The 22707-nt window shown below is 67.6% G+C and carries 13 protein-coding genes; 10 read left to right on the top strand and 3 right to left on the bottom strand.

Annotated elements, in window-relative coordinates:
* The first annotated feature begins 223 nt into the window (after positions 1-223).
* The 5 genes from ACH4OA_RS00065 (at position 224) to ACH4OA_RS00045 (ending at position 6230) form a co-directional block, all read left to right on the top strand.
* Positions 224-2410 (top strand): MMPL family transporter, encoded by a 2187-nt coding sequence (locus ACH4OA_RS00065; RefSeq protein WP_397966796.1) that lies wholly within the window; start codon positions 224-226, stop codon positions 2408-2410.
* A 286-nt stretch (positions 2411-2696) separates the two neighbouring features.
* Positions 2697-3449, top strand: coding sequence for an FAD binding domain-containing protein (locus ACH4OA_RS00060; protein ID WP_397966794.1), 753 nt, complete (start codon positions 2697-2699; stop codon positions 3447-3449).
* Positions 3450-3623: 174 nt separating this feature from the next.
* Positions 3624-4085, top strand: coding sequence for an AAA family ATPase (locus ACH4OA_RS00055; RefSeq protein ID WP_397934740.1), 462 nt, complete (start codon positions 3624-3626; stop codon positions 4083-4085).
* A gap of 178 nt (positions 4086-4263) precedes the next feature.
* Positions 4264-5133: an MBL fold metallo-hydrolase gene (locus ACH4OA_RS00050; protein ID WP_397966791.1), complete on the top strand. Its 870-nt coding sequence runs from the start codon at positions 4264-4266 to the stop codon at positions 5131-5133.
* A 116-nt stretch (positions 5134-5249) separates the two neighbouring features.
* The gene (locus tag ACH4OA_RS00045; RefSeq protein WP_397967355.1) at positions 5250-6230 is read left to right on the top strand and encodes a pirin family protein; all 981 of its coding nucleotides are present in this window, start codon (positions 5250-5252) and stop codon (positions 6228-6230) included.
* A 412-nt stretch (positions 6231-6642) separates the two neighbouring features.
* Here ACH4OA_RS00045 and ACH4OA_RS00040 read toward each other — a convergent pair whose 3' ends face one another.
* From ACH4OA_RS00040 to ACH4OA_RS00030, 3 genes are all read right to left on the bottom strand, one after another.
* Entirely contained in the window at positions 6643-6783 is a 141-nt protein-coding gene (locus tag ACH4OA_RS00040; protein ID WP_397966790.1) for a hypothetical protein, read from the bottom strand.
* A gap of 255 nt (positions 6784-7038) precedes the next feature.
* The gene (locus ACH4OA_RS00035; protein WP_397944682.1) at positions 7039-7962 is read right to left on the bottom strand and encodes a transposase family protein; all 924 of its coding nucleotides are present in this window, start codon (positions 7960-7962) and stop codon (positions 7039-7041) included.
* A gap of 762 nt (positions 7963-8724) precedes the next feature.
* On the bottom strand, positions 8725-9318 hold the full coding sequence (locus ACH4OA_RS00030; RefSeq protein ID WP_397936206.1) for a hypothetical protein: 594 nt from the start codon (positions 9316-9318) through the stop codon (positions 8725-8727).
* 50 nt (positions 9319-9368) lie between these two features.
* Here ACH4OA_RS00030 and ACH4OA_RS00025 point away from each other — a divergent pair, with 50 nt between their 5' ends.
* The 5 genes from ACH4OA_RS00025 (at position 9369) to ACH4OA_RS00005 (ending at position 21981) form a co-directional block, all read left to right on the top strand.
* The gene (locus tag ACH4OA_RS00025; RefSeq protein ID WP_397936205.1) at positions 9369-9638 is read left to right on the top strand and encodes a hypothetical protein; all 270 of its coding nucleotides are present in this window, start codon (positions 9369-9371) and stop codon (positions 9636-9638) included.
* Between the two features lie 212 nt (positions 9639-9850).
* Positions 9851-10402 (top strand): Ku protein, encoded by a 552-nt coding sequence (locus ACH4OA_RS00020; RefSeq protein ID WP_397966788.1) that lies wholly within the window; start codon positions 9851-9853, stop codon positions 10400-10402.
* 139 nt (positions 10403-10541) lie between these two features.
* A complete protein-coding gene (locus ACH4OA_RS00015; protein WP_397936202.1) occupies positions 10542-10718 on the top strand; it encodes a hypothetical protein in 177 nt (58 codons plus the stop codon).
* Between the two features lie 364 nt (positions 10719-11082).
* Complete coding sequence (locus tag ACH4OA_RS00010) at positions 11083-15354, top strand: LamG-like jellyroll fold domain-containing protein (protein WP_397966787.1); 4272 nt, start codon at positions 11083-11085, stop codon at positions 15352-15354.
* Between the two features lie 126 nt (positions 15355-15480).
* Positions 15481-21981 (top strand): RHS repeat-associated core domain-containing protein, encoded by a 6501-nt coding sequence (locus tag ACH4OA_RS00005; protein ID WP_397936199.1) that lies wholly within the window; start codon positions 15481-15483, stop codon positions 21979-21981.
* The last annotated feature ends 726 nt before the right edge of the window (positions 21982-22707 follow it).

Below are 22707 nucleotides of genomic sequence, written 5' to 3'. Positions count from 1 at the left end.
CCCCGCGACCGCTCGCCCGTGGTCCTTCACCCGCCGCCGCCGTCCCCGGCCGTGGGGGAGGGGCCGTGCGCGTCCGATGAGGGGATGCGGGCGCGCGGTCACTAGGATGAGACACCAAGACAACCATGCGACCGGCCCGTTCCACGTGTGCCGGTCGGGGTCGCCGATGCCAGGGACCGCTCCCCGGGCTGCGGTGATCTTCCTTCCCAGGAGGACCCTCCGCATGTTCCGACGAATAGGCAGCGCCGTCGTCCGTCATCCCGTGTGGACGATCGTGGCGTGGCTGATCGCCGCGGTGGCCATCGTCGCCACCGCCCCGAGCCTGCCCTCGAACAGTGACGAGAGCAGCTTTCTACCCAAGAGTTACGAGTCCATCCAAGCGGCGGACCTTCAGCAGAGGGCGTTCCCCAGCGCCTTCACCCCGTCCGCGATCGCGCTCTACCAGCGCACCGACGGCGGCAAGCTGACCGCCGACGACCAGCGCGATGTCGCCCGCATCACCGAAGAACTGGGCAAGAAGCACATCGACCAGGTGCAGAAGGTCGTCCCCGGCCAGCCGTCGAAGGACGGCAAGTACACCATGACCCTGGTGCAGATGGACAGCAAGAAGGCCGGTCAGCCCGAACAGGCCGACGCGGCGAAGGTCTTGCGTGAAGAGGCCGGGAAACTGGCCAAGGGCACGCATCTCGACGTCAGACTGGGCGGCTCCGCGGCCCAGGCCCTCGACCAGCAGGACTCGTCCAAGCGCGGTCAGGCGCTGATCGGCATCGGCACCTTCGTCATCATCCTGGTGACCCTGCTGATCATCTTCCGGGCGCCGATCCTCGCCGTACTGCCCCTGGTGCTGATCGGCCTGGTCTCCGCCATCGCCAACGGACTGATCGCCTACGCCACCAAGCTGTTCGACCTCCAGGCCAACAGCTCGATCTCGTCGATCCTCATCGTCGTCCTCTTCGGCGTCGGCACCGACTACTTCCTGTTCCTGATCTTCCGTTACCGCGAAAGCCTGCGTGCCGGGGACGAACCGAAGGAGGCCATGGTCAACGCGGTCGGCCGGGTCGGCGAGGCCATCGCCTCGGCGGCGGGGGCGGTCATCATCGCCTTCCTCGCCCTGGTGCTGTCCACGCTGGGCTTCCTGAAGCAGATGGGCCCGGCGCTCGCCATCGCGGTCGCCGCCACCCTGGTCGCGGGCCTGACCCTGATCCCCGCCGTGGTCTCGCTCATCGGACCGAAGGTCTTCTGGCCCTCGAAGTCCTGGCAGAAGGAACCGCAGAACGCCCGCTTCGCCGCGCTCGGCCGGGGCATCCAGCGCCGCCCGGCGCTGGCCGCCATCGCCTCGGGTCTGATCCTGCTGGTCCTGTCGGCCGGCACCTTCGGCTACAAGGCCACCTTCGACCTGGCCTCGGGCTCCATGCCCAAGACCAAGGAGTCGATGGTCGTCCAGGACGAGATGCAGAAGGCGTACTCGGCGGGCGCGGCCGCACCCACCGACGTCTACCTCTCCAGCGTTGACGGCAAGCCGCTCGACAAGTCCGGCTTCGACGCGTACGCGCGGAAGCTGGCCGCGGTGGACGGGGTCGCCGCCGCCCGTATGACCCAGCTCAACAAGGCGGGCACCACCGCGGACTTCACCGTCACGCTCAAGTACGAGGCGTCGACGGACAAGGCGATCGACGCCGTGGGCCGGGTCCGCGAGGTCGCGCACTCGGCGGCGCCGGGCGGCAGCGAGGCGGTGGTCGGCGGTATGTCGTCGATCTTCAAGGACATCAACGCGGCGGTCAACCACGACTACAAGACGGTCTTCCCCGTCGCCGCGCTCCTCATCATGATCATTCTGGGGCTGCTGCTGCGCAGTGTGGTGGCTCCCTGGTACCTGATGGCCTCCGTGGGCCTGGGCTTCGGTGCCACCCTGGGGGCCACCGTGTGGATCTTCCAGGGCGCGCAGGGGCACTCCGGCCTGATGTTCATGCTGCCGGTGATCATGTACCTCTTCGTGGTCGCGATCGGCACCGACTACAACATCCTCATGATCGCCCGGCTGCGTGAGGAGGCCCGCGAGGGCCGGGAGCCGCGCGAGGCGGCCGGCATGGCGCTGCGGCATGCCGGGCCGACCGTGGCCGCGGCCGGCTTCATCCTGGCGGCGACCTTCGCCACCATGATGCTCGCGGGCAACGCGCTGCTGTCGGAGATGGGTTTCGCGGTCTCCTTCGGCATCGCGGTGGCGGCGTTCGTCATGGCGATGTTCTTCACCCCGAGCCTCACGGCCCTGATCGGCCACGCCGCCTGGTGGCCGGGCCACGGCGACCGGGCGGAGCCGTCGGCCACCGGAGCCGCGGGTTCCGGACCGCTCCGGGATGACGCCGAGCGCGACGACACCTCCGCGCAGGATCCGGCCGGACGCCGCGGCTAGCCACGCCCGCTCCGACCGACGAGTCCTGCCGGGCCCCCGGGCCCGGCAGGACTTTTTCGTGCCCGTCACACCGTCCAGGTCCGTCTCGCCATCTCGTTTACGCCTGCTCATGGCTGCTCATGGCTGCTCACGCGAGGAGCCGATCGGGTCGCGCCGTGTCGCGTACGCCGTCCCCGCATGCCCGTGTGAGCCCTGTACGCGCCCCCTGCCCGCCGAGAAGACTGCGCTGTCGGCGGGGCGGCCGTCCGCCCCTCGTCCCGAGTCCCAGAAAGGCAGGTCGGCCGCTGTGCTGTTGCGTCTGCCCACCTCCGTGCCGGAAGCCCGGGAGTGCCTGGCCGAGAGGGCCGTGCCGATAGGCGGGGCGACCCTCGTCTGGGCGACCTGGCAGCGGGACGGGTTCCCGGAGCTGGCGATGTCGCTCCGCGGGGTGCCGGAGGCGAACGTCATCGGGCCGCAGGCGCTGGGCGGCGCCGTGGTGCTGCACCGGATCGACACCCGGGTGCCGGACGTCATGCGGCTGGCCGCCGCCACGGTCGGCACCGGCGCCGTACGGCGGACGGCCACGGTCGGCGGCAACCTCGCCGGCAGTACGCTGCGCTGTCTGCTGCCCGCCGCCCTGGTCCTGGACGCCCGGGCGACGGTCCTGGAGTCCGACGCCGTCCGCGAGACGGACCTGGCCGAGGTGGTCGCCAAGCGTCCCGTGCTGCTCGGCCTGCGCTGGCCCGCCCCGCTCGCCTCGGCCTACCGCAAGCTGCCCGCCCCGCCCGGCGGGGCACCGCCCCTGGTCGTGGCCTCCGCCCTGCACACCGAGGACGGGACGGGGCGCCGCCTGCGCGTGGCCGTACGGGACGGCTACGACGTACTGACCGGCACCACCCGCTACGACGCCGACGCCCTCGCCGGGCCCGGCCCCGGTCCCGGCGCCGAGGAGGCCCTCGACGCCCTGCGCGCCACGGACCTTGGCCACCTGCCGGGCCCCGCCTGGGACGTCATCGGCCCGCAGGTCACCGGCCTCCTGGAGGGCCAGGACCGGGGCTGACGGCATCCGCCCGCAGGTCACCGGCCTCTTGGCGGGCCAGGGGTGGGGCTGACGGCATCGGCCCGCAGGTCACCGGCCTTCTGGAAGGCCACGGCCGGGGCTGACGGCATCCGCCGGGCGTGCCGTCGCCGGTGTTCTCGCCCGGGTCCGGGACGGCGTGCCATCGTGGCGGGTATGGCGACGCACGCGGATCTGGCGGTGCTGGTCGGGCTGCAGGCGTCCGGCAAGTCCGCCTTCTACGCCCGGTGCCTCGCCGACCGGTACGAGCTGGTCGGCAAGGACCTGTTCCCGCGCGGTGCCAGGAACAAGCAGGCCCGGCAGATGCGGCTGGTGACGGAGCACCTGGCGGCGGGGCGTGCGGTGGCCGTGGACAACACGAACCCGTCACCGCAGGAGTGGGCCCCGCTGGTGGCGGCGGCGCGGGCGTACGGGGCGACCGTGACGGCGTACTGGTTCCCGCCGGACGTGGCGGGCTCCCTCCGGCGCAACGCCGCGCGCGAGGGCCGCGAGCGGGTGCCCGACGTCGGTGTCCTGGCCACGCTGGGACGGCTGCGCAGACCGTCGACGGCGGACGGGTTCGACGCGGTGTGCGAGGTGCTCTTCGACGGGCGCGGCGGCTTCGAGGTACGGACCTGAGCCGTGGCGCCCGCGTCCCGCTGCCGCCCTTTCCGGCCTCCACCGCAGACCGTCCGCCGAGAGCGCCCGGGCGCCGGAAACACAAGGCCGGAAGGGGGTTCCGCTCCGGTGGCCCGGCGGGATACCCCTGAAGGGCGGCCCCGAGCCGGGGCCGCCTGCCCGTGGAGAGGAGTCCGCCGTGGACGGATGGTACGTGGACGACCGCTGCGTGAACTGCGACGTGGCCCGGCAGTTCGCGCCCGGGCTGATCGACGAGGCCGGCGGGAAGTCGCGGGTGCTGCGGGCCCCGGCGGACGAGGCGGAGAACCGGAGCCTGCACGCCGCGGTCTTCGCCTGCCCCACCCGCTCCATCCGGCCGGTGACCGGCCGCGCGGACCGGGCCCTGGACCCGTTCCCGCTGGCCCTGGACGACGGTGTGCTGATCTGCGGGCACAACTCGCCGCGCACCGCGGGCGCCAACTCCTACCTGCTGCTGCGGCCGGGCGGCACCCGCATCATGATCGACACACCCCGCTGGAGCCGGGAGCTGGCCGCGCGCCACACCGCCGGCGGCCCGGTCACCGATGTGCTGCTCACCCACCGCGACCACGCCGCGCACGGCCGCCGATACGCCGACCACTTCGGCGCCCGGCTGTGGATCCACGAAGGGGACCTGGACGCCGCCCCGGACGCGGACCGGGTGATCCGCGGCCTGGACCCGGTGGAGATCACCGAAGGCGTCACCGTCCACCCGCTGCCCGGGCACACCCGGGGCAGCGTCCTGTGTCTCGCGGACGACCGCTACTGCTTCAGCGGCGACAGCTTCTACTGGTCGCGTACGACCGGTGACCTGGAAGTCGCCGACAGCGTGACCTGGTACTCCATCGAGGCGCTGGCCGGCTCCCTGGCCAGGACGGCGGGCCGGCTGCGGTTCGAATGGGTCCTGCCGGGCCACGGGGACCGGCGCCGCCTGCCGGCCGACGAGATGTCCCGGCGGCTGCGCGGCCTGGCGGACCGCACGCGCCTGCTGCGCCCGCGGCCGGTCGACTTCACGGCCGTCCGCTGGTGACGGGGAGCACCGGGCCGTCCCGCGCCCGGGTCTGCGATCATGAGACGGACCGCCACGCGCATCCGGCCGGATGGTGATTGAATGTAAAACAATCGGCGGTGGAGAGGTGGTCCATGATGAGCAATGTCGAGGCGGTACCCGTCGAAGTGCGCTGCGGCACGGTAGCCGACGGCGAGCCGCTGGCCGGGACGGCACGGGTCGACGTACTGACACCTCGCGACGTGCCGCTGGGCGGACCGCGCGCGATGACCGTACGGCGGACGCTGCCGCAGCGCGCCCGGACCCTGATCGGCGCCTGGTGCTTCGCCGATCACTACGGCCCCGACGACGTCTCCGAGACCGGCGGCATGGACGTCGCCCCGCACCCGCACACCGGACTGCAGACCGTGAGCTGGCTCTTCAGCGGAGAGATCGAGCACCGCGACAGCCTCGGCAGCCACGCCTTCGTACGGCCCGGGGAACTGAACCTCATGACCGGCGGCCACGGCATCAGCCACTCCGAGGTCTCCACCCCGCGGACCACGGTCCTGCACGGCGTACAGCTCTGGGTGGCACTGCCGGAGGCGCACCGCGACACCGCGCCCGACTTCCGGCACCACGTCCCCGAGCCCGTACGGACCGAAGGCGCCGAGATCCGCGTCTTCCTGGGCTCACTCGCCGGCGTCACCTCCCCGGTGCCGGCCTTCACGCCCCTGCTCGGCGCCGAGATCCTGCTGCGACCCCACACCTCGGTGACGCTCGCCGTCGACTCCGGCTTCGAACACGGTCTCCTGGTCGACCAGGGCGCCGTCCGCCTGGCCGGCACCCTGCTGCGCCCCGCCGACCTGGGCTACGTCCACCCGGGCCCCGCCACCCTGACCCTGACGAACGAATCGGACACCCCCGCGCGCACGGTCCTCCTCGGCGGGACACCTTTCGGCGAGGAGATCATCATGTGGTGGAACTTCATCGGCAGGTCGCACGAAGAGATCGCCAAGGCGCGTGAGGAGTGGATGACGGGGGACCGGTTCGGCACGGTCCAGGGCTACGACGGCGACCCGCTCCCGGCCCCCGAACTCCCCACGGTCTCCCTGAAGCCGCGCCGGATCCCTCGGTGACCTGCGGAGGCGACGCAGGCTCCGTGAAACACCTACGGGACGGATGCGCGCGGCCCTGAGGAGCGGTGATCTCCAGGCTCGTAGAGGCTCGTACGCGACTGACCGAGGCCACGAGTGTGGCTGCCTCTGACAGGCTTCGGCCGGCCTTTTGCTGTCCCGATGCTGACTTCACTGACGAGTCCTCAGGTATGGATGCTGCCGATGCTGCCGCTGCTGCCGCTGCTGCCGCTGGTCCGCTGCCATCGCTACGTTCGGGACCGAGGTGTGTCGGTATGGTGGTTGCCGATCTGCCGGGCGCGAAGAGAGGGACCGGACCGAAAGGCGCGGTCCCCAGCGCGTTGCAATGTAGGGATGCGCTAAGACCGCGGTTCAACTAGTCATTTCGTTTGGCGGGTCGATGGCAGCCCGTCAGTCAGGCCATGGTGCGTGCGAGGGTCCAGCGGTTCCCGCGTCGGCGGGGGACGACGAGCCGCCGCAGCACGGCCAGCAGGTCGGCCTTGGAACACGCCCGCGTCGGCGGGAAAGACGTCGAGAAGATGGAGAAGACCCTCACGCGTTTTTGCTTCCCACCATGGCCACTGGCGATCAGATGTCCCGGAAGAGACCACCCAGTGGTGTGACCTGCGATGATGGTCCATAACGGACCACTGACCTGCACGAACGGTCTTTCAGTTGTTTCCCACTCGTGCCCGTTGATGCAGCCGGAAGTCCCAGAAAAGTCCCAGGGCACTCCCACGGTCCGCAGCCACTCGTTACGAGCTGGTGCGTGATAGCAGGTGAGGCGTGTTTCTCCTGTTCGTGGCTGTTGTCAGTCGGTGGTGGTGCGGTCGGAGACGAGGCTGGCGATAGCTTGGTAGGTGGCGGGCAGGACGTCTCGCCGGTGGGTCCAGCGGGTCAGTTGCTTCCAGCGTTTGTGGTCGGCGAGGGCGTGTTCGACGGTGATGCGCTGTGAGGAGTGCCGGTGGCGGGCTCGGCGTCGGGCTTCAAGGACTTCGGGCGGGCTGATCTTGTTGCCCTTTCTCGGCGGGGTCACCGCCTGCCCGGGGTGATCACGGCGAAGCCCGAGGTAGCCGTCGTCGAGGAGGACCTCGACGTCAGGAAACTGTTGGAAGCAGATGGTGATGCCTTCGTTGCGTGCGGCGGTCGCGTCATGCATCCGTCCAGGTCGCATGGCATCGACCCATAACGTGCGTCCCTGGTGGTCGGCGATGACGGTGGCCTTCATCGTGTTCTGTTTCTTCTTGCCGGACACGAACGCCTGCCGTCCGCCGCGGCCGGCAGGCGGCCTGCGAACCTGGATCTCGGTGGCGTCCAGACGCAGTTCGATCCCCTCCGCCTGGGCATAGGCGAACACATCGGCCAGGGTCCGAAGCCGCAGGCCGGGACGGTCGGGAACCGCATACCCGCGCCCGGCCAAGAGGGCGCGTACTTCTGTGACCGCGCGGGTGATGGTGGAGCGGTCGACACCGAACAGCAGCCCGAGCACCGAGTGCGGCAGGTCGTGCCGCAGATGGATCAATGTGGCCACCAGCCGGTCGACGAACACCAGCTGGTGGCGGGCGCCGGCACCAGCGGCCCGCTTCCTGGCCCCGCCCCGCGCAGCATGACGGCGGCTCTCGAGCCCGGCCTCCCACGGCACCGCCAACTCCTCGATCAGACAGGCCAGATGACGCCGCGAAATTCCCGTGAACAGCCGATGCGCCAGCACCGCCCGATTGACCGTGATCGCCACAGCCGGATCATGCCACCTACCAGGCACGACGCCTCACCTGCTATCACGCACCAGCTCGTAAGGTTCATGATCGCGAACGCACAGCGGCTGCACAGGACATGACGGCAAGGCCGTGCGCCAGGCGCAGCAGGTCTGTGTCCGGCCAGACACAGCAAACCCGCGCCGAAGACGCGCGGGGCTGGCCGTTCCACGGTGCCGGTCGTCTGGCCGATGCTGCATCGGCTCCAACGGATGGATCACGGAGCCGTCGTACCCGGTCCGTGCCACGGCGTCGCGGGTGACGGCAACTTCCTCTTGGACCGGGCCCCGGCCCCGCGCCCGGCCAGCGACGGCGTGCCGCCCGAGCTGCGGGCGCTGACCCGCCACTGCCGTCACGTCAACAGCGCTTCAGCGGGCGGCCTCGTCGATCCCGCCGCGCCGCGCCCGCACGCCGTTGACCACCCGGTGCCGGGTGCTTCGTCCAGCTCGGCCTCGATGACGTGCTCTCCTGGCCCGGGGCAGCGCCGAGCACACCCCGCCGCGCACCCCGAGCACCGCGGCGACCGTAACGCGCCCGCACTGGGTTCCCTCACATCTTGCGTCGACACGGTCCGGCTGCGGCTACTGGCTGTCAGCCGGGTCCCGCGCCGGCGGCTTGACCGGCCCGCGTTGCGCCAGGCCGCCGTCAGCACCCCCCCGGCCCTGCGCCCCGGACGCCTTTGCATGCGCGGCGGTCCGGTCTCGGAGGTCGCTGCTCGGGGCGTTGGTTCGCGGAGACCGTGGTCAGTGACCGCCGCTCGGGGGCTGGCAGCCGGTGCCGTCCGGGTAGCCGCCGAAGGCCTTCACCTCGGTGGAGTCAACGCTCATCGTGCCCTCCACACACCAAGGGGAGGCACCGATGTCGACAAGGAAGCCGACCCCGGTGGACCTGTCCTGGTACGTCTGTATCTTCCCGGCGGAATAGCCGAGGCTGGTGAGTGTTCCGCGGACGTCCTGCGGGGCGAAGTCACCGCGCCGACGCAGCGGCTCGAGTGCCCTCGTGACACGTCCGACGGCGGTGAGCCCGTCGCAGCGGTTCTGACCGTGGAGGGGAAGGGGAACTTGAAAGCCGTGGTTCTCGACGTAGTGGTCTGTTGGCGGCGCGGTTGGGCTGGGGGTCGTGGCGTCCTTGGGTGGCACCGGCTTTGGGCTTTCGCCGGGGCAGGGGAAGTCCGCCTGCGTACTCGGTGTCGATATGCCGGTCGACGTCGGATGCGAAGGTCGGTACGCGTCTGGGGTAGTTCCTGCCTGCTGGGTTCCGCACCCCGCCGCCAGCAGGACCGCCATCGCCACCGGCAGCATCCCGAGCCGGGGTTTCGTCTTACGTGACGTCGTCATCCCCTGATCCTGCCCTCGTGGGTCAGCGCGCGTCATGAGTCTTCCTACTCATGAGCCACAACAGCCCGGTCGGCCTCTGGCGGGCAAGATCCGCGGTGCTGTCGGTGGAAACTCGCCGACAGCAATTGTCGCGCGTCAGCGGGGAGGGGCCGTGCCTCCGGCTGCTGCTTGATCTAGTCTCGGCGCGCATCTCACAGCCGGCCGCGCACACCCGCACCGGGACTTCACTGCTTCCCTCTGCCCAGGGCCGCCGGGCCGCAACGGAAGACGAGGCCGTCGCGACGCCGACGCGCGCTGTGGCGGTCTGGCGGCTGTTGTGAAGCCGCAGACCGGCGGGCGCACTGGCCGGTGGAGAGTGGTGCAGCCCGTATGACGACCACTACGTCCAGGGTCCGCGCGGCCTGGACATCGACCACCTAGTCCCGCTCGCCGAAGCCTGGGACTCCGGCGCCTCGGCCTGGACGACCGCCGAGCGGGAGGCGTACGCCAACGACCTGGGCGACGGCCGGGCGCTGATCGCAGCGTCGGCCACATGGAACCGGTCGAACAGACCGGGACCCGGCGACGTGGCTGCCGCCGGCCGCCGGCTACCGCTGCCGATACGTCACCGACTGGGTTGCCGACAAGACCCGCTGGACCCTCAGCGTCGACCCCAGCGAGGAAGCCGCCCTGGCGGAGAACCTCAGCCGCTGCTCCAACAGGCCGGTCACCGTCACCCTCGCCCGGTAGAGCCTCGCCGCGCCGGTGTAGCCATCTGCCGCTGTCGACCGCGAAGGCGATCGGAATCGACGCGTTTGTGCCGCTGGAGTCGGTCGACCCGGTCCGGATCGGCAAGGGCTACTACCTCCAGCCCGCCAGCCCAGTCGCGGCCAAGCCGTACAAGCTGCTGGTCAAAGCCCTCTCCCGCTCGTCCAAGGTGGCCGTCGCGAAGTACGCCTGGTCCGGTCGCGAGCGCCTGGGGCTGCTGCGGGTGCGCGACGATGTCCGGTCCTGCAGGCCATGCGCTGGCCCAACGAGATCCGTGACCCCAGCTCGCTGCTGCCCCGTCGACCGAGGCGTCCGAGGAGCAGCGCGCTCGCGCTGATGGACAAAATGACAGTCGACAAGCTGGAAGGTTCGACCGCTACACCGAGGCGGTCGCGCGGATCATCAAGGCCAAACGCGAGGAGAAGCCGCTCCCTCAGGTCCCTCAGGTCCGCAGTCGGAGGAGCCGACGCAGGTCCTTGATCGCAGCGCTGCAGGAGTCGGTGCAGCAGGCCGAAGAGTCCCGCACCGGGGGCGTGGGACCGGTGCGAGTGCACGAGCTGCCGAAGCCGCAGAAGAAGACAGCCGCGAACAAGCAGCCGGGTAAGAAGGCCGCGGCGAAGAAGTTACCGGGCCGCTGGCCGTGCAGCGCGTAGATCCCCGGGCCGGCCTGCATCGCGGCGGGGCCCGGGTTCCGACCGCCTGGCCGCATCACCCGCCAACCTTTAGCACGGTGGCGGGCTGCACCAGGCAGGGAATGTAAGTACCGATCAGGACTTTATATGGCTTGTTCTGCGTAGGTGAGGGGTGCGATTCTGCCAATGACTGCCGCAGCAGAATCGCAATTCTGTGTTCCACGTCACTCGCAGATCTGCATCTCTTTGGCTTCTCAGGGGCGTGATGTCCGCTTCTTCAGGCCTAGACCTCTGCTTGAGTCTCTGTTTACGTCATGTGCACGGTCCGTAAGAGATTGATCACGCGGGGGCGGAGTCTGGGGAGGCTCTGTGGGGAGGGTGTGTCATGCCTGTGGAGAGACGATGGTGTGTTGCCGGAGTGGTGTGTGCGGCAGTGATGCTGGGCTTTGTCCCGGCAACCGAGGTGTCGGCAGCCTCCCTAAACGGCGCATCGACCGGCCAGGTGTCGGATGTTTCAACCGCCGAGGATGCCGAGCCGGCTACTGCTGCCACTGAAGTCGAGGCCATGGCCCGGGCCAAGACGTCGGGGCTCCCGGTGGAGATAACCTCACTGAGAGGCGAGAGCAGCGAGGTCTTCGCCAACCCAGACGGTAGGCTTGAGACACGTGAGCACCTTCGCCCCGTCCGCACGCGCGTGGACGGTGTGTGGAAGGCCATCGACACCGACCTGATGCAGACGGCCGGCGGGATGGTTGCGCCGAAGGTCGCGACCATCGGTCTGGAGTTCTCCGGCGGCGGTGACGTCCCGATGGTCAGGATGACGAAGGCGGGTCGGGAACTGGCCTTGTCATGGCCGGGAAAGCTGCCCGCTCCACAGCTCCAGGGCGACACCGCAACCTATCCGGACGTCCTGCCGGGGGTCGACCTGCGGTTGGGGGCACAGCAGGACGGTTTCACGCAGCTGCTGGTCGTGAAGTCGGCCGATGCCGCTTCCAGTCAGGAACTGGCCGAACTGCGCCTGAAGCTGGACGCCAGCGGCATGGAGGTGAAGGAGACCAGCGCCGGCGGCCTGCAGGCCGTGGACAAGGGAGCCGGAAGCGCGGTGTTCGAGGCGGCACAGCCGCTGATGTGGGACTCGAGCACAGGCACCTCGGCGCAGAAGGCGCAGGGCGTACGAACCTTGGCGGCGCCGAAAGCGGCCCCGAGTTCCACCGATGACGCCGAGCCCGGCGCGGCGGAGTCGGGCAAGCTCGCCCCGGTCGGTGTGGAGGTTCCCGCCAGCCAGGACGAGCTGGTGCTGACGCCGGATACCGAGGTCCTGACCGGCAAGGACACCGTGTACCCGGTCTTCATCGACCCGAAGTGGGACACGCCCAAGGCCACGGCCTGGACGGTGGCGTCGAAGTACTGGGCGTCGTCCCCGCAGTGGAAGTTCAACGGTGACCCGGACGCCGGCCTGGGTTACTGCATCTGGTACTACTGCAAGCCCTACGACACCAAGCGGCTCTTCTACCAGATTCCGGTCTCGAAGTATGCGGGCAAGGATGTCCTCTCGGCCGAGTTCGTCGTGCGTAACACGTGGTCGGCTTCCTGTAGCGCGCGCGGTGTGCAGCTGTGGCGGACGAAGGCGATCTCGTCGGCGACCACGTGGGACTCCCAGAACGCATCCGGTTTCTGGATCGATCACCTGAAGACGACGCCGTTCGCCTACGGCTTCGAGGGGTGTGCGGCGAGGGACGCGGAGTTCGACGTGAAGTCGGCCGTGCAGCAGGCAGCGGACGCGAAGTGGTCGACGATGACGTTCGGTCTTCGCGCCGACGACGAATCCGACGCGTACGGCTGGAAGCGGTTCTCGGACGATGCCTATCTGCGGGTGAAGTACAACCGGCCTCCGCAGCAGATCAGAATGTCGCAGCTGGACATGGAGTACGGAGGTATTTGCAAGAGGCCGTCGGATGCTCCGCGTGTACGTTCTCTGGGCCAGATCTCCGTCGACAACGTCACCGACCCCGACGGTGACAACGTCAGGGTGCAATTCCGTGCCGAATGGGATGGCGGTAAGTGGACCCCGGATGTGACCGGCTACAAGGGTTCGGGATCCGGTTTCAACGTCAGCCTTCCGTCGTCCATCCCTGAAAATAAGGCGATCCACTGGTTCGTTCGTTCCTACGACGGTGCCCAGTACTCCCCATGGTCGTGGGCCGGTGGTGCAACAGCCTGCTATTTCATCTACGACAAGCATGCGCCGGCGTCGCCCACCGTTTCCTCGGGTGACTACCCTCGCTCCGACACGTCGGATCCGGACGATGAGTGGTTCGACGGCCTCGGCAAGTACGGCACGTTCACATTTGGCGGCAACGACTCCCAGACGGTGAAGTACCTGTGGGGCATCAACGTCGACCCGTCGTCGAAGAACGCCATCACGACCTCAAGCGGAGCGTCCAGATCTATGAGGCTGTTGCCGCCGAAAGTGGGGGTGAACACCCTCTACGTTTCCTCCGTCGATGCGGCAGGAAATATTTCCGCGCCTGCCAGATACCGGTTCAGGGTCAAGGCCGGCCAGCCGGAGCGCGCGATGTGGCAACTGGACGATGCGGCCACCGCAGCCGCCGCTTCGGGCACGGCCCCGGAGCGAACGGTGCGACTGAACGGTGGGGCCACGCCGCACGTTGCCGGGGCCAAGGGCACAGCCGTGTCGTTCGACGGCGTGGACGACTACGCCGTCAGCGACGTCCCTGTCCTCGATACCTCGACAAGTTTCTCTGTCTCCACCTGGGTCAAGCTCGACACTGTCCCCGACCACGCGGCCGTTGCGATCACCCAACCTGGCAACAACTCACCTGGGTTCGAGCTCTACTACTCCGCCGGTCTGGACCGATGGGTGTTCAGCCAGCACACCTCGGACACGCTCAACTCGGGCAGTGTCACGGTCAAGGCCTCCACCGCAGGGGGCGTGAAGGCCGACGAATGGACCCACCTGGTGGGCACCTACAGCGCGGGCAGCGACGAACTGAAGCTGTACATCAACAACCAGCTTGCGGGCACGACCAGTTACAGCACTCCTTGGGACGCGCGGCGCGGCCTGCAGTTCGGTGCGGCGAGCCTGAACGGCAAGAGGACGAACTACTTCCCCGGCGTGATCGATGAGGTGCAGATCTTCGATAAGCCCCTCACGGCAGCCGAGGTGACCCAGCTGTACGGCAAGTCGTCCTCCACCCTCGGCCGACCCGCTCGAGCCGTGTTCACGATGGACGAGCCGGACACCGCCACCGAGCTGACCGGCAGGGCCGAGGTCCCGGACGCCACCCTCATGAATGGGGCAAAGCCCGGACAGCAGGGCATCGCCGGCAAGGACCTGACGCTGGACGGGGTCGACGACTACGCCACCACCAGCCGGCCGATTCTGAACAACCTCAACAGCTACACCATCTCCGCCTGGGCCAAGCTGCCGAAGACCAAACCGAACCATGCGGCGGTCGTCGCCACCCAGGCTGGCGCCCACCGCTCGGGTATGGAGCTTTACTATTCCAACACCTCCGACCGGTGGGTGATCAGCGAGTTCTCGGACGACTCCGCAACCGCCACTCCGATTCGCGCCATGCAAGCCGACGACCAGACCGCTTACGGCGACACCTGGACACACCTGGTCGGAGTGCACGACACCGTTGCCAACAAGCTGACCCTGTACGTCAACGGCACCAAGGCTGGTGAAACGGACCTGCAGGCGAGCTGGTACGCCAGCGGCTCGGTACAGATCGGGGCCGGCTCCAACGAAAGCCGGCCCGACTGGTTCTTCCCCGGCCAGATCGACGACATCCGGCTCCTCGACCGGCCCGCGTCCGCCCCGGAAGTGCAGCAGCTGTTCAAGCAGCGGCCTCTGGTCAAGGGACGCTGGACGTTCGAGGAGGCGACCGGCTTGCCGCTCGTTACTCCGGACGCATCCACGTCGAACAACGACATGACCCTGTACGGCGTCGATCACCTCAATGGTGGCCTGGCCGACGGCGGCAAGGCTGACGGCGGCGTGTCCCTCGACGGCATCAACGACTATGGAACAACTGCCACGGTGCCGGTGGACACCAGCGGCAGCTTCACGGTCACTGCATGGGCGCAGGCGGCAGCGGTCCCCGCCAAGGGCGTCACCTTGCTGAGCGTCCCAGGAACGAACAAGAGCGCCTTCACGGTCCGCTACGACCCACCCACCACGCCAGGGTCTGACCCCGGACGATGGCGGATCGTGATGGCCTCAACCGACGCTGACAACGCCACCGTCGCCCAAGTCGATAACAGCCAGTTCTACTGGCCCACCGAATGGACGCACCTGGCCCTCGTCTATGACGGCTTCTCCAAGCACCTGACCCTGTATGTCAACGGCGAGCAGGAAGAAGTTGCCTGCAAGGACAACGACGGTGACGGGGCCGCCGACGATCCCGCGTGCACGGACAAGTTCTCGTGGGCGGACGACGTACTGGCCTTCAAAGCTGCACAGCCGATGCAACTCGGCAGGCTGAAGACCGGAACAAACACCGGCAGTGAGTACTGGCCGGGCGCCATCGCCGACGTGTGGGCCTTCCAAGGCGCACTGTCGGACGAGCAGATCAGATCGGTGTCCATGGGGCAGCCCGGAATGGCAACCGAAGTACCCGGCGTCAACTGACAATCGGCGGGCCCTCACGAGTGAGGAACCGACCCGGCGATCTCTGCCCTGACAAACCCACTTCACTTCAGCCCACCGTGCGGTCGGCACGCACGCGGAGCACCGCAGCGAAGGACGAAGAACACGATGAACGGCAGATCGAGCAGACGCTTCCCGGGCTTCCGGCGACGCCTGGCACTGGCTTCGGCCACGGTCATGGTGGGCACGCTCCTGCAAGGAGTCACGCAGCCCGCTCTCGCTGCGGACAGCGGCAAGGGACGGCCCGCCCTGCCTGCCTCTGAGCGCCCGGTTGCCACCATGACCGGCAAGGTGGAGCCGCGCACCCTGATGAAGGGACCGAGGACCCCGCAGGCGATACCCGATGCTGCATGGCCCAAGGCAGCATCCACGGTCCTGCACATGCCGGCTGCCGCCGAGGAGAACTCCGCGCCGGCCGTCCGCGCCAAGGGCCTGCCGCTGACCCTCGACACACAGGGCGCGGCGCGCAAGAAGCCCTTCCGCGGGGATGTCGAGGCACGGCTGCTCAGCCGTACAACCGCGCGGAAGGTCGGTGTCGACGGCGCCCTGCTCACGCTGAAGCCCGTTACCAAGCCCACGTCCAAGACCGGTGCGAAGACCGGGCAGGTGGGCCGCGTCCAGGCTCACCTTGACTACTCCGGCTTCGCCGGCGCCTACGGCGGCGGTTACGCCTCGCGCCTGACCATGATCGAGCTGCCCGCCTGCGCGCTCACCACGCCGGACAAGGCTGCCTGCCGCTCCAGCAGGCTGGTCCCCATGGTCAACGACGCGGAAAAGAAGACCCTGACAGCGCAGAACGTGAGCCTCAACGCGGGTTCGGCCACGGTGCTCGCCGTCGTCGCCGGCGCGCAGAGCGACAAGGGCGACTACAAGGCGACCTCTCTTTCGCCCTCGGCGACCTGGAACACCAGCCTCAACACCGGTGATTTCACCTGGTCCTACGACATGCCGGCCCCCGGGGTCCCCGGCGGACTCGCGCCCAAGGTGGGGCTGTCCTACTCCTCCGGATCGGTCGACGGCCGTACGGCCAACACCAACAACCAAGCCTCCTGGGTGGGTGACGGCTTCGACCTGTGGTCCGGCTACATCGAGCGCCGCTACAAGCCGTGCGCCGACGACGGCGTCAAGCACACGGACGGCAGCAAGCCGGGCGACCTGTGCTGGGGCTACGACAACGCCTTCATCACCTTCAACGGCAAGGGCGGCGAACTCGTCCCCGCCGGCAAAGACTCCTGGAAGCTCAAGGACGACGACGGAACGAAGATCGATCACCTGACGTCCAGCGACCGGGGCAACGGCGACAACGACAACGAGTACTGGCGCCTCACCACGACGGACGGCACGCAGTACTACTTCGGCTACAACCGCCTGCCCGGCTGGGCCGCAGGCAAGGAAGCCACCGACTCCACCTGGACAGCCCCCGTTTTCGGCGACGACGCCGACGAGCCCTGCCACGCCACGACCTTCGCTGACTCCTACTGTCAGCAGGCCTGGCGGTGGAACCTCGACTACGTCGTCGACGTGCATGGCGACGCCATCGCCTATTACTACGACAAAGAGGGCAACTCCTACGGTCGTAACCTTGAGGCCAAGGACGACACCCCCTATGTGCGTGGCGGGACTCTGGACCGCATCGAATACGGGTTGAAGTCGTCGTCCGTGTACAGCACCAAGGCCCTGGCCAAGGTCGACTTCACCAGTGGTGAGCGCTGCCTGCCGGACAGCCACACCAAGTGCTCGGACATCTCCGCCGACACCTTCTACTGGTACGACACGCCCTGGGACCTGAACTGCGACACCGGCAAGGACTGCGACAAGGGCCGCTTCTCGCCGGCGTTCTTCACCCGCAAGCGCCTCACCGATGTCACCACCCAGATCTACAACGGCACTGCCTACCACGACGTCGACACTTGGCATCTGGAACACCGCTGGGGGATGGCCGACACCGACTACCAGCTGCTGCTCGACTCCGTCCAGCACACGGGACGCAGCGCCGAACCGGCGATCGCCCTGCCGAAGACCACCTTCGCGTACACGCAGCTGGCCAACCGGCTGGACAAGACCGGAGACGGCTACCCGCCGTTCATCAAGGACCGGCTGTCCACCGTTGCCGACGAGTTCGGCGGCCAGATCGACGTCAACTACTCGGCGGCCGCCTGCGACTGGGATGCACTGCCCACACCCGAGACCAACACCACCCGCTGTTTCCCGCAGTACATCGGCGGCAGCTCTTCGGACGACGCCGAGCGAAAGTGGTTCAACAAGTACGTCGTCACTTCCGTCACCGCCACCGACCGCACCGGCGGAGCCCCTGACCAGGTCACCCGGTACGACTACCTGGACGGTGCGGCCTGGCACTACGACGATGACGACGGGCTGACCAAGGAGAAGGAGAAGACTTGGTCTCAGTGGCGCGGCTACGGCCACGTCCGGGTCCGTACCGGCGGCCAGGGCGGCGACGCCGCCATGAAGACCCAGCAGGACAGATACTTCCTGCGCGGCATGGACGGTGACCGCAAAACCACCAGCGGAGGCACCAAGAACGTAAGTATCAGTCTCGCCGACGGTGAAGGAGATCTGATCACCGACCACGAGTCGGCGGCAGGCTTCTCCTACAAGACTCTCACCTACTCAGGCCCCGGCGGCAAGGTCCTCACCAAGGCTGTCAACCGCCCTTGGCACCACGAGACGGCGAAGAGGGTGAGGGACTGGGGCACCGTCACCGCCAACTTCACTGGCACCGCGGACTCCAAGACCTGGACGTCTCTGGACAACGGCGCCGGCACCTCCTGGCGCACCACGTCCACGGCCACGACCTACGACACCGTTGCCGGACGCGCCACGCACGTCGACGACTTCGGGGACAGCGGCACCAAGGCGGACGACACCTGCACCCGCACCACCTACGCCACCAATTCCACCGCCAACATCCTCACCCTGCCCTCCCGCGTCGAGACGGTGGCCAAGTCCTGCTCCGACGCGGTTAGCCGCCCCGACGACGTGATCTCGGACGTGCGTACCGCCTACGACGGTGCCGCCTATGAGGCGGCACCGGCCAAGGGGGATCCGACCAGCACCGCGGTGCTCAAGCAGTACGACGGCACCACCGCCGTCTACCTGGAGTCCGGCACCACCTACGACGACTACGGACGCCAGCACACAAGCACCGACCTGACCGCGGACGTCAAGGTCACCGCCGCCGGTACCGTCACGCGCACCGAACGTTCCGACGGCCGCACCACCACCACAACCCCGGAACCCACCACCGGCTTCGCGATCAAGGTCAGCACCGCCACACCGCCGGCCAGGACCGGTGACGCCACCACCGCTCAGACCTCAAGCGTCACGTACGACCTCCTGCGCAACCTGCCGAAGACCCAGACCGACACCAACGGCAAGGTAACCAACTTCGACTACGACGCGCTGGGCCGCTCCACCAAGGTCTGGCTCGCCGACCGCCTCACTGGCCAGACCCCCACCTACGAGTTGACCTACACCACTGGCGACAGCAAGCCGGTCGCCATCGCCACCAGAACACTCGGCAACAACGGCACACAGCTGACCTCATACGCCCTCTACGACGGATTCCTGCGACCGCGCCAGAGCCAGGCCCCCGGCCCGGACGGCGGCAGCCTGCTGACCGACACCTTCTACGACGAGCGCGGCCTGGTAACCAAGGAATTCGCTTCCTACTACTCGACGAAGCCGCCGGCGACCGTCCTGGTCAAACCGGAAGACGCCCTCGACGTCGAGACCCAGAACCGCTACACCTACGACGGCCTCGGCCGGCAGACCGAAGCCAAGCAGCTCGCCGACAACGGCGACGGCGGACCGGTGCTGTCCACCACCAGGACCATTTACGGTGGCGACCGCACCACCGTCATCCCGCCCGAGGGCGGCACCGCCACCACCACCCTCGTTGACGCACGGGGCCACACCACGGCGCTGCGCCAGCTCCACGCCCGAAACGCCGACGCCGCCTACGACACCACCACCTACGACTACACACCCCGCGGCAAACTCAAGAAGGTCACCGACCCGGCGGGCAACAACTGGTCGTACACCTACGATCAGCTCGACCGGCAGATCAAGACGGTCGACCCGGACAAGGGCACCACCCTCAGCACCTATGACGACCGCGGCCAGCTCACCACCACCGACGACGCCCGCCCCGACAGCGCCACCGACGACCGTCCCGACACACCCCGCCTGTGGTACGGCTACGACAACCTCGGCCGCAAAACAGAGGTGAGGGAGAAGTCCTCCACTGGCACCCTCCGTGCGTCGTGGGTCTACGACACCGTCAGTGGCGCTAAAGGCCAGTTGGCCGCGTCCATTCGCTACGAGGGCACCAACGCCTACACCACCAAGGTCATCGCCTACGACCGGCTCTACCGGCCGCAGAGCACCTCGGTCACCATCCCGGCCGCGGAGAAGGAACTGGCCGGCACCTACATCTCCACCACGTCGTACAACGTGTCGGGGCTTACCGGTGGCGTCGGCTATCCGAAGGCCGGTGCCCTGTCCGCGGCAACCGCCGTCTACACCTACGACGACGCTACCCTGCGTCCGACCGCCGTCACCGGCAGCCAGGGCATCAAGGCGACCACGAGCTACAGTCTCACTGGCAAGCCCCTGCAGTACGAGCTGTCCAACAACGGTGGCAAGAAGACCTGGGCCACCAACACCTATGAGTGGGGCACCCAGCGCCTGGCCACCTCTCGCGTGGACCGAGAGGACATTGCCGGCGTCGACCAGAGCAACAGCTACCACTACGACGAGGCGGGGAACGTCCTGTCCGTGTCGGACGTCTCCCGCGACGGCACCGACACCCAGTGCTTCACCTACGACTACCTGCGCCGCCTGACGGAGGCCTGGGCTCAGAACACCACGTCCTGCGCCACCGCCCCCGGCGGCAGCGTCCTGGGCGGCGCGGCCCCGTACTGGCAGTCCTACACCTACGACCTGGTCGGCAACCGCCGCACCGAGACCCTGCACGACATCACGGGTGACGCCGCCAAGGACACCAAGCGGACCTACACCTACCCGGATCCGGGGAAGGCCCTGCCACACGCGCTGTCCTCAGTGACCACCACCGGGCCCACCAGCACTATCCAGGACAGCTACCAGTACGACGAGACTGGCAACACCACCAGCCGCACCCTGAACGGTGACGACCAGAACCTCACCTGGGACTCCGAAGGCCACCTCGCCAAGGTGACCGCCGCAGGCCAGACCACCGCCTACCTCTACGACGCGGACGGCAACCGGCTGATCGCCCGTACGCCCACCGCGACCACCCTCTACCTCGGTGCCACCGAAATCACGCTGCCCAAGGAAAGCACCACCCCCAAGGTCACCCGCTACTTCGACCTTGGCGGCGGTAACCAGGCCGTCCAGCAGGATGACGGCACCATCTCCTTCACCCTCACCGACCACCACGGCACCGCCCAACTCGCCATAGCAGCAGACACGCAGAAACTCACCCAGCGCCGTACCCTGCCCTTCGGCGGCATCCGAGGAGCCAAGCCGACCGCCTGGCCCGGAACCAAGGGCTTCGTCGGCGGCACCGACGACACCAAGGACACCGGCCTCACCCACCTCCGCGCCCGCGAATACGACCCGACAACCGGCCGGTTCATCAGCGTCGACCCCATCCTCAACGTCTCCGACCCACAATCCCTTGGCGGTTATTCATACGCCGGTGGAAATCCGCTTACCTTCAGCGATCCAAGCGGGACAATCCGCCTGGAGCCAAACGGAGATCAGTGCAGTGGCGGCTGGCAGAAGTGCGGGCCCGGTACAGGAAGCACGGGGAGTGGAACTGGTACAGCCCACACCGGCAACACTGGACAATCGGGAACGGCGCCCTCAGGCCCCACCGGTGGAGTGGGTGGAACGACGACATGCGGAGTGCTCTTTGAGGTGCCGTGTGCGCCACCTGCACTTGGTCCGCAGGTAGGGCCGACGCAGTTCCAGCTCCCGTACCTACCGCCTGGCATCGCAGCGCCCTCGTACATGAAGGCCCGCGCTTGCAGCGGTATGCCAGCATTGCTGATGTGCAACCCGGAGGATGCAGTTCTAGGTGGAGGCCAAGATGACTTGCGTACTATTGGTCTCAAGTGGGCGGCCGGGATGCTAGACGGCGCCACAGTCTACGGTGAAGACAGTCGTGTTGCACAGCAGGTCATGATGAGCGACGTAACAGCGCAGCAGCGCAAGGAGATTACTCGGCAGTGGATGCAAGGAAGGACCGAGGGAATGCTAGAACCCTACTCGATCGGGAAAAAGAGCGGGTCCGGGAAAGTGAAGCAATTCCTGGCCGATCAGCAGTCGATCGTCACGGGGGATCACAATGCATCCACGGCTGTCCTCGGCTCCTATGCGGCGGACTATAAAATCTTGCGTGCTAGCGATACGGGCATCCAGGCCCGAATCACCATCAAGAACAACATGACAATGTCCTCTTTTGCTCATATCGCCACCGGATACGGCACGGCGGCTGACAGATTCGTGCAGCGTTACGACAATGACGGCATCGTGGCTGGTGGTCACGCTGCGGCATCGCATTACATGGAGATTTCTTTCAGGATGGTTATTCCATTCTGACTCTTAAGGACGGGGATTTTGTGCGGCAAAGGAAAAACGATGTGGTGCGCCTTCGTGCTGCATTTAGAGTGACGGCGCTTATGGTCCTTGCGTCCATTGTGACTGTCGGGTGCTACTCCTCCACCGATTCTGCCAAATATCCGCAAGGTGCATTTGTGCGAGAGGACTCTTTGGTGGGTCGTTGGAACGGTGATGGTGGGACCCTCGAGCTCGATGCGAATGGAGGGTTCTCTGCGGTCAAACTGAAACTGCGCTATTTTGAATGCTCCTCCGAAAGCCTCCTGGCTAAAACTGGTCATGGGGCATGGAGGGTAGCTAGAGGTCGGCAGGCGAGTGAAGTACAACTGCGGTTTGCAGACGGGTGTTCCGCCACCGTATGGGCGGGTAAATCCAGCAAGGAATCTATCCTCTGGGGCGTCGACGCGAATAATGATCAGGTCGTCATCCTCCGGTGATAATTTCCTGAGGGTCCGCGCCACCGGAGCCAGCACGAACTCACTCCAGCACACCTGCGTTTCAGCCGCTGTAAGTCCCGGGAAATCGCACCACCCTTGCCGGGGTCTGTAGTGGGTGTGAGCTGCGGGGGGGTGCCTCTATGTCTTTCGTCAAGCGATGCGGGGGCTCCTGGGTTCGTAGAAGGTTCCGTCGCGGAGCATGGCGAACAGGACGCTGGTGCGGTGGCGGGCGAGGCGGAGGAGGGCCTGGGTGTGGGTTTTGCCGCGGGCT

Origin of the sequence: Streptomyces sp. NPDC017095 (genome assembly GCF_044332325.1) — a bacterium.
GTDB lineage: Bacteria > Actinomycetota > Actinomycetes > Streptomycetales > Streptomycetaceae > Streptomyces.
Note: the sequence above shows the minus strand (reverse complement) of the source record. Positions and strands in the feature narration are given on the sequence as shown.

What these genes read in the sequence shown, in the direction of transcription:
- ACH4OA_RS00005 (WP_397936199.1), top strand. Translation starts at nt 15,481, where the DNA reads ATGAACGGCAGATCGAGCAGACGCTTCCCGGGCTTCCGGCGACGCCTG.
- ACH4OA_RS00020 (WP_397966788.1), top strand. Translation starts at nt 9,851, where the DNA reads ATGGAACCGGTCGAACAGACCGGGACCCGGCGACGTGGCTGCCGCCGG.
- ACH4OA_RS00065 (WP_397966796.1), top strand. Translation starts at nt 224, where the DNA reads ATGTTCCGACGAATAGGCAGCGCCGTCGTCCGTCATCCCGTGTGGACG.
- ACH4OA_RS00045 (WP_397967355.1), top strand. Translation starts at nt 5,250, where the DNA reads ATGAGCAATGTCGAGGCGGTACCCGTCGAAGTGCGCTGCGGCACGGTA.
- ACH4OA_RS00030 (WP_397936206.1), bottom strand. Translation starts at nt 9,318, where the DNA reads ATGACGACGTCACGTAAGACGAAACCCCGGCTCGGGATGCTGCCGGTG.
- ACH4OA_RS00055 (WP_397934740.1), top strand. Translation starts at nt 3,624, where the DNA reads ATGGCGACGCACGCGGATCTGGCGGTGCTGGTCGGGCTGCAGGCGTCC.
- ACH4OA_RS00010 (WP_397966787.1), top strand. Translation starts at nt 11,083, where the DNA reads ATGCCTGTGGAGAGACGATGGTGTGTTGCCGGAGTGGTGTGTGCGGCA.
- ACH4OA_RS00025 (WP_397936205.1), top strand. Translation starts at nt 9,369, where the DNA reads ATGAGCCACAACAGCCCGGTCGGCCTCTGGCGGGCAAGATCCGCGGTG.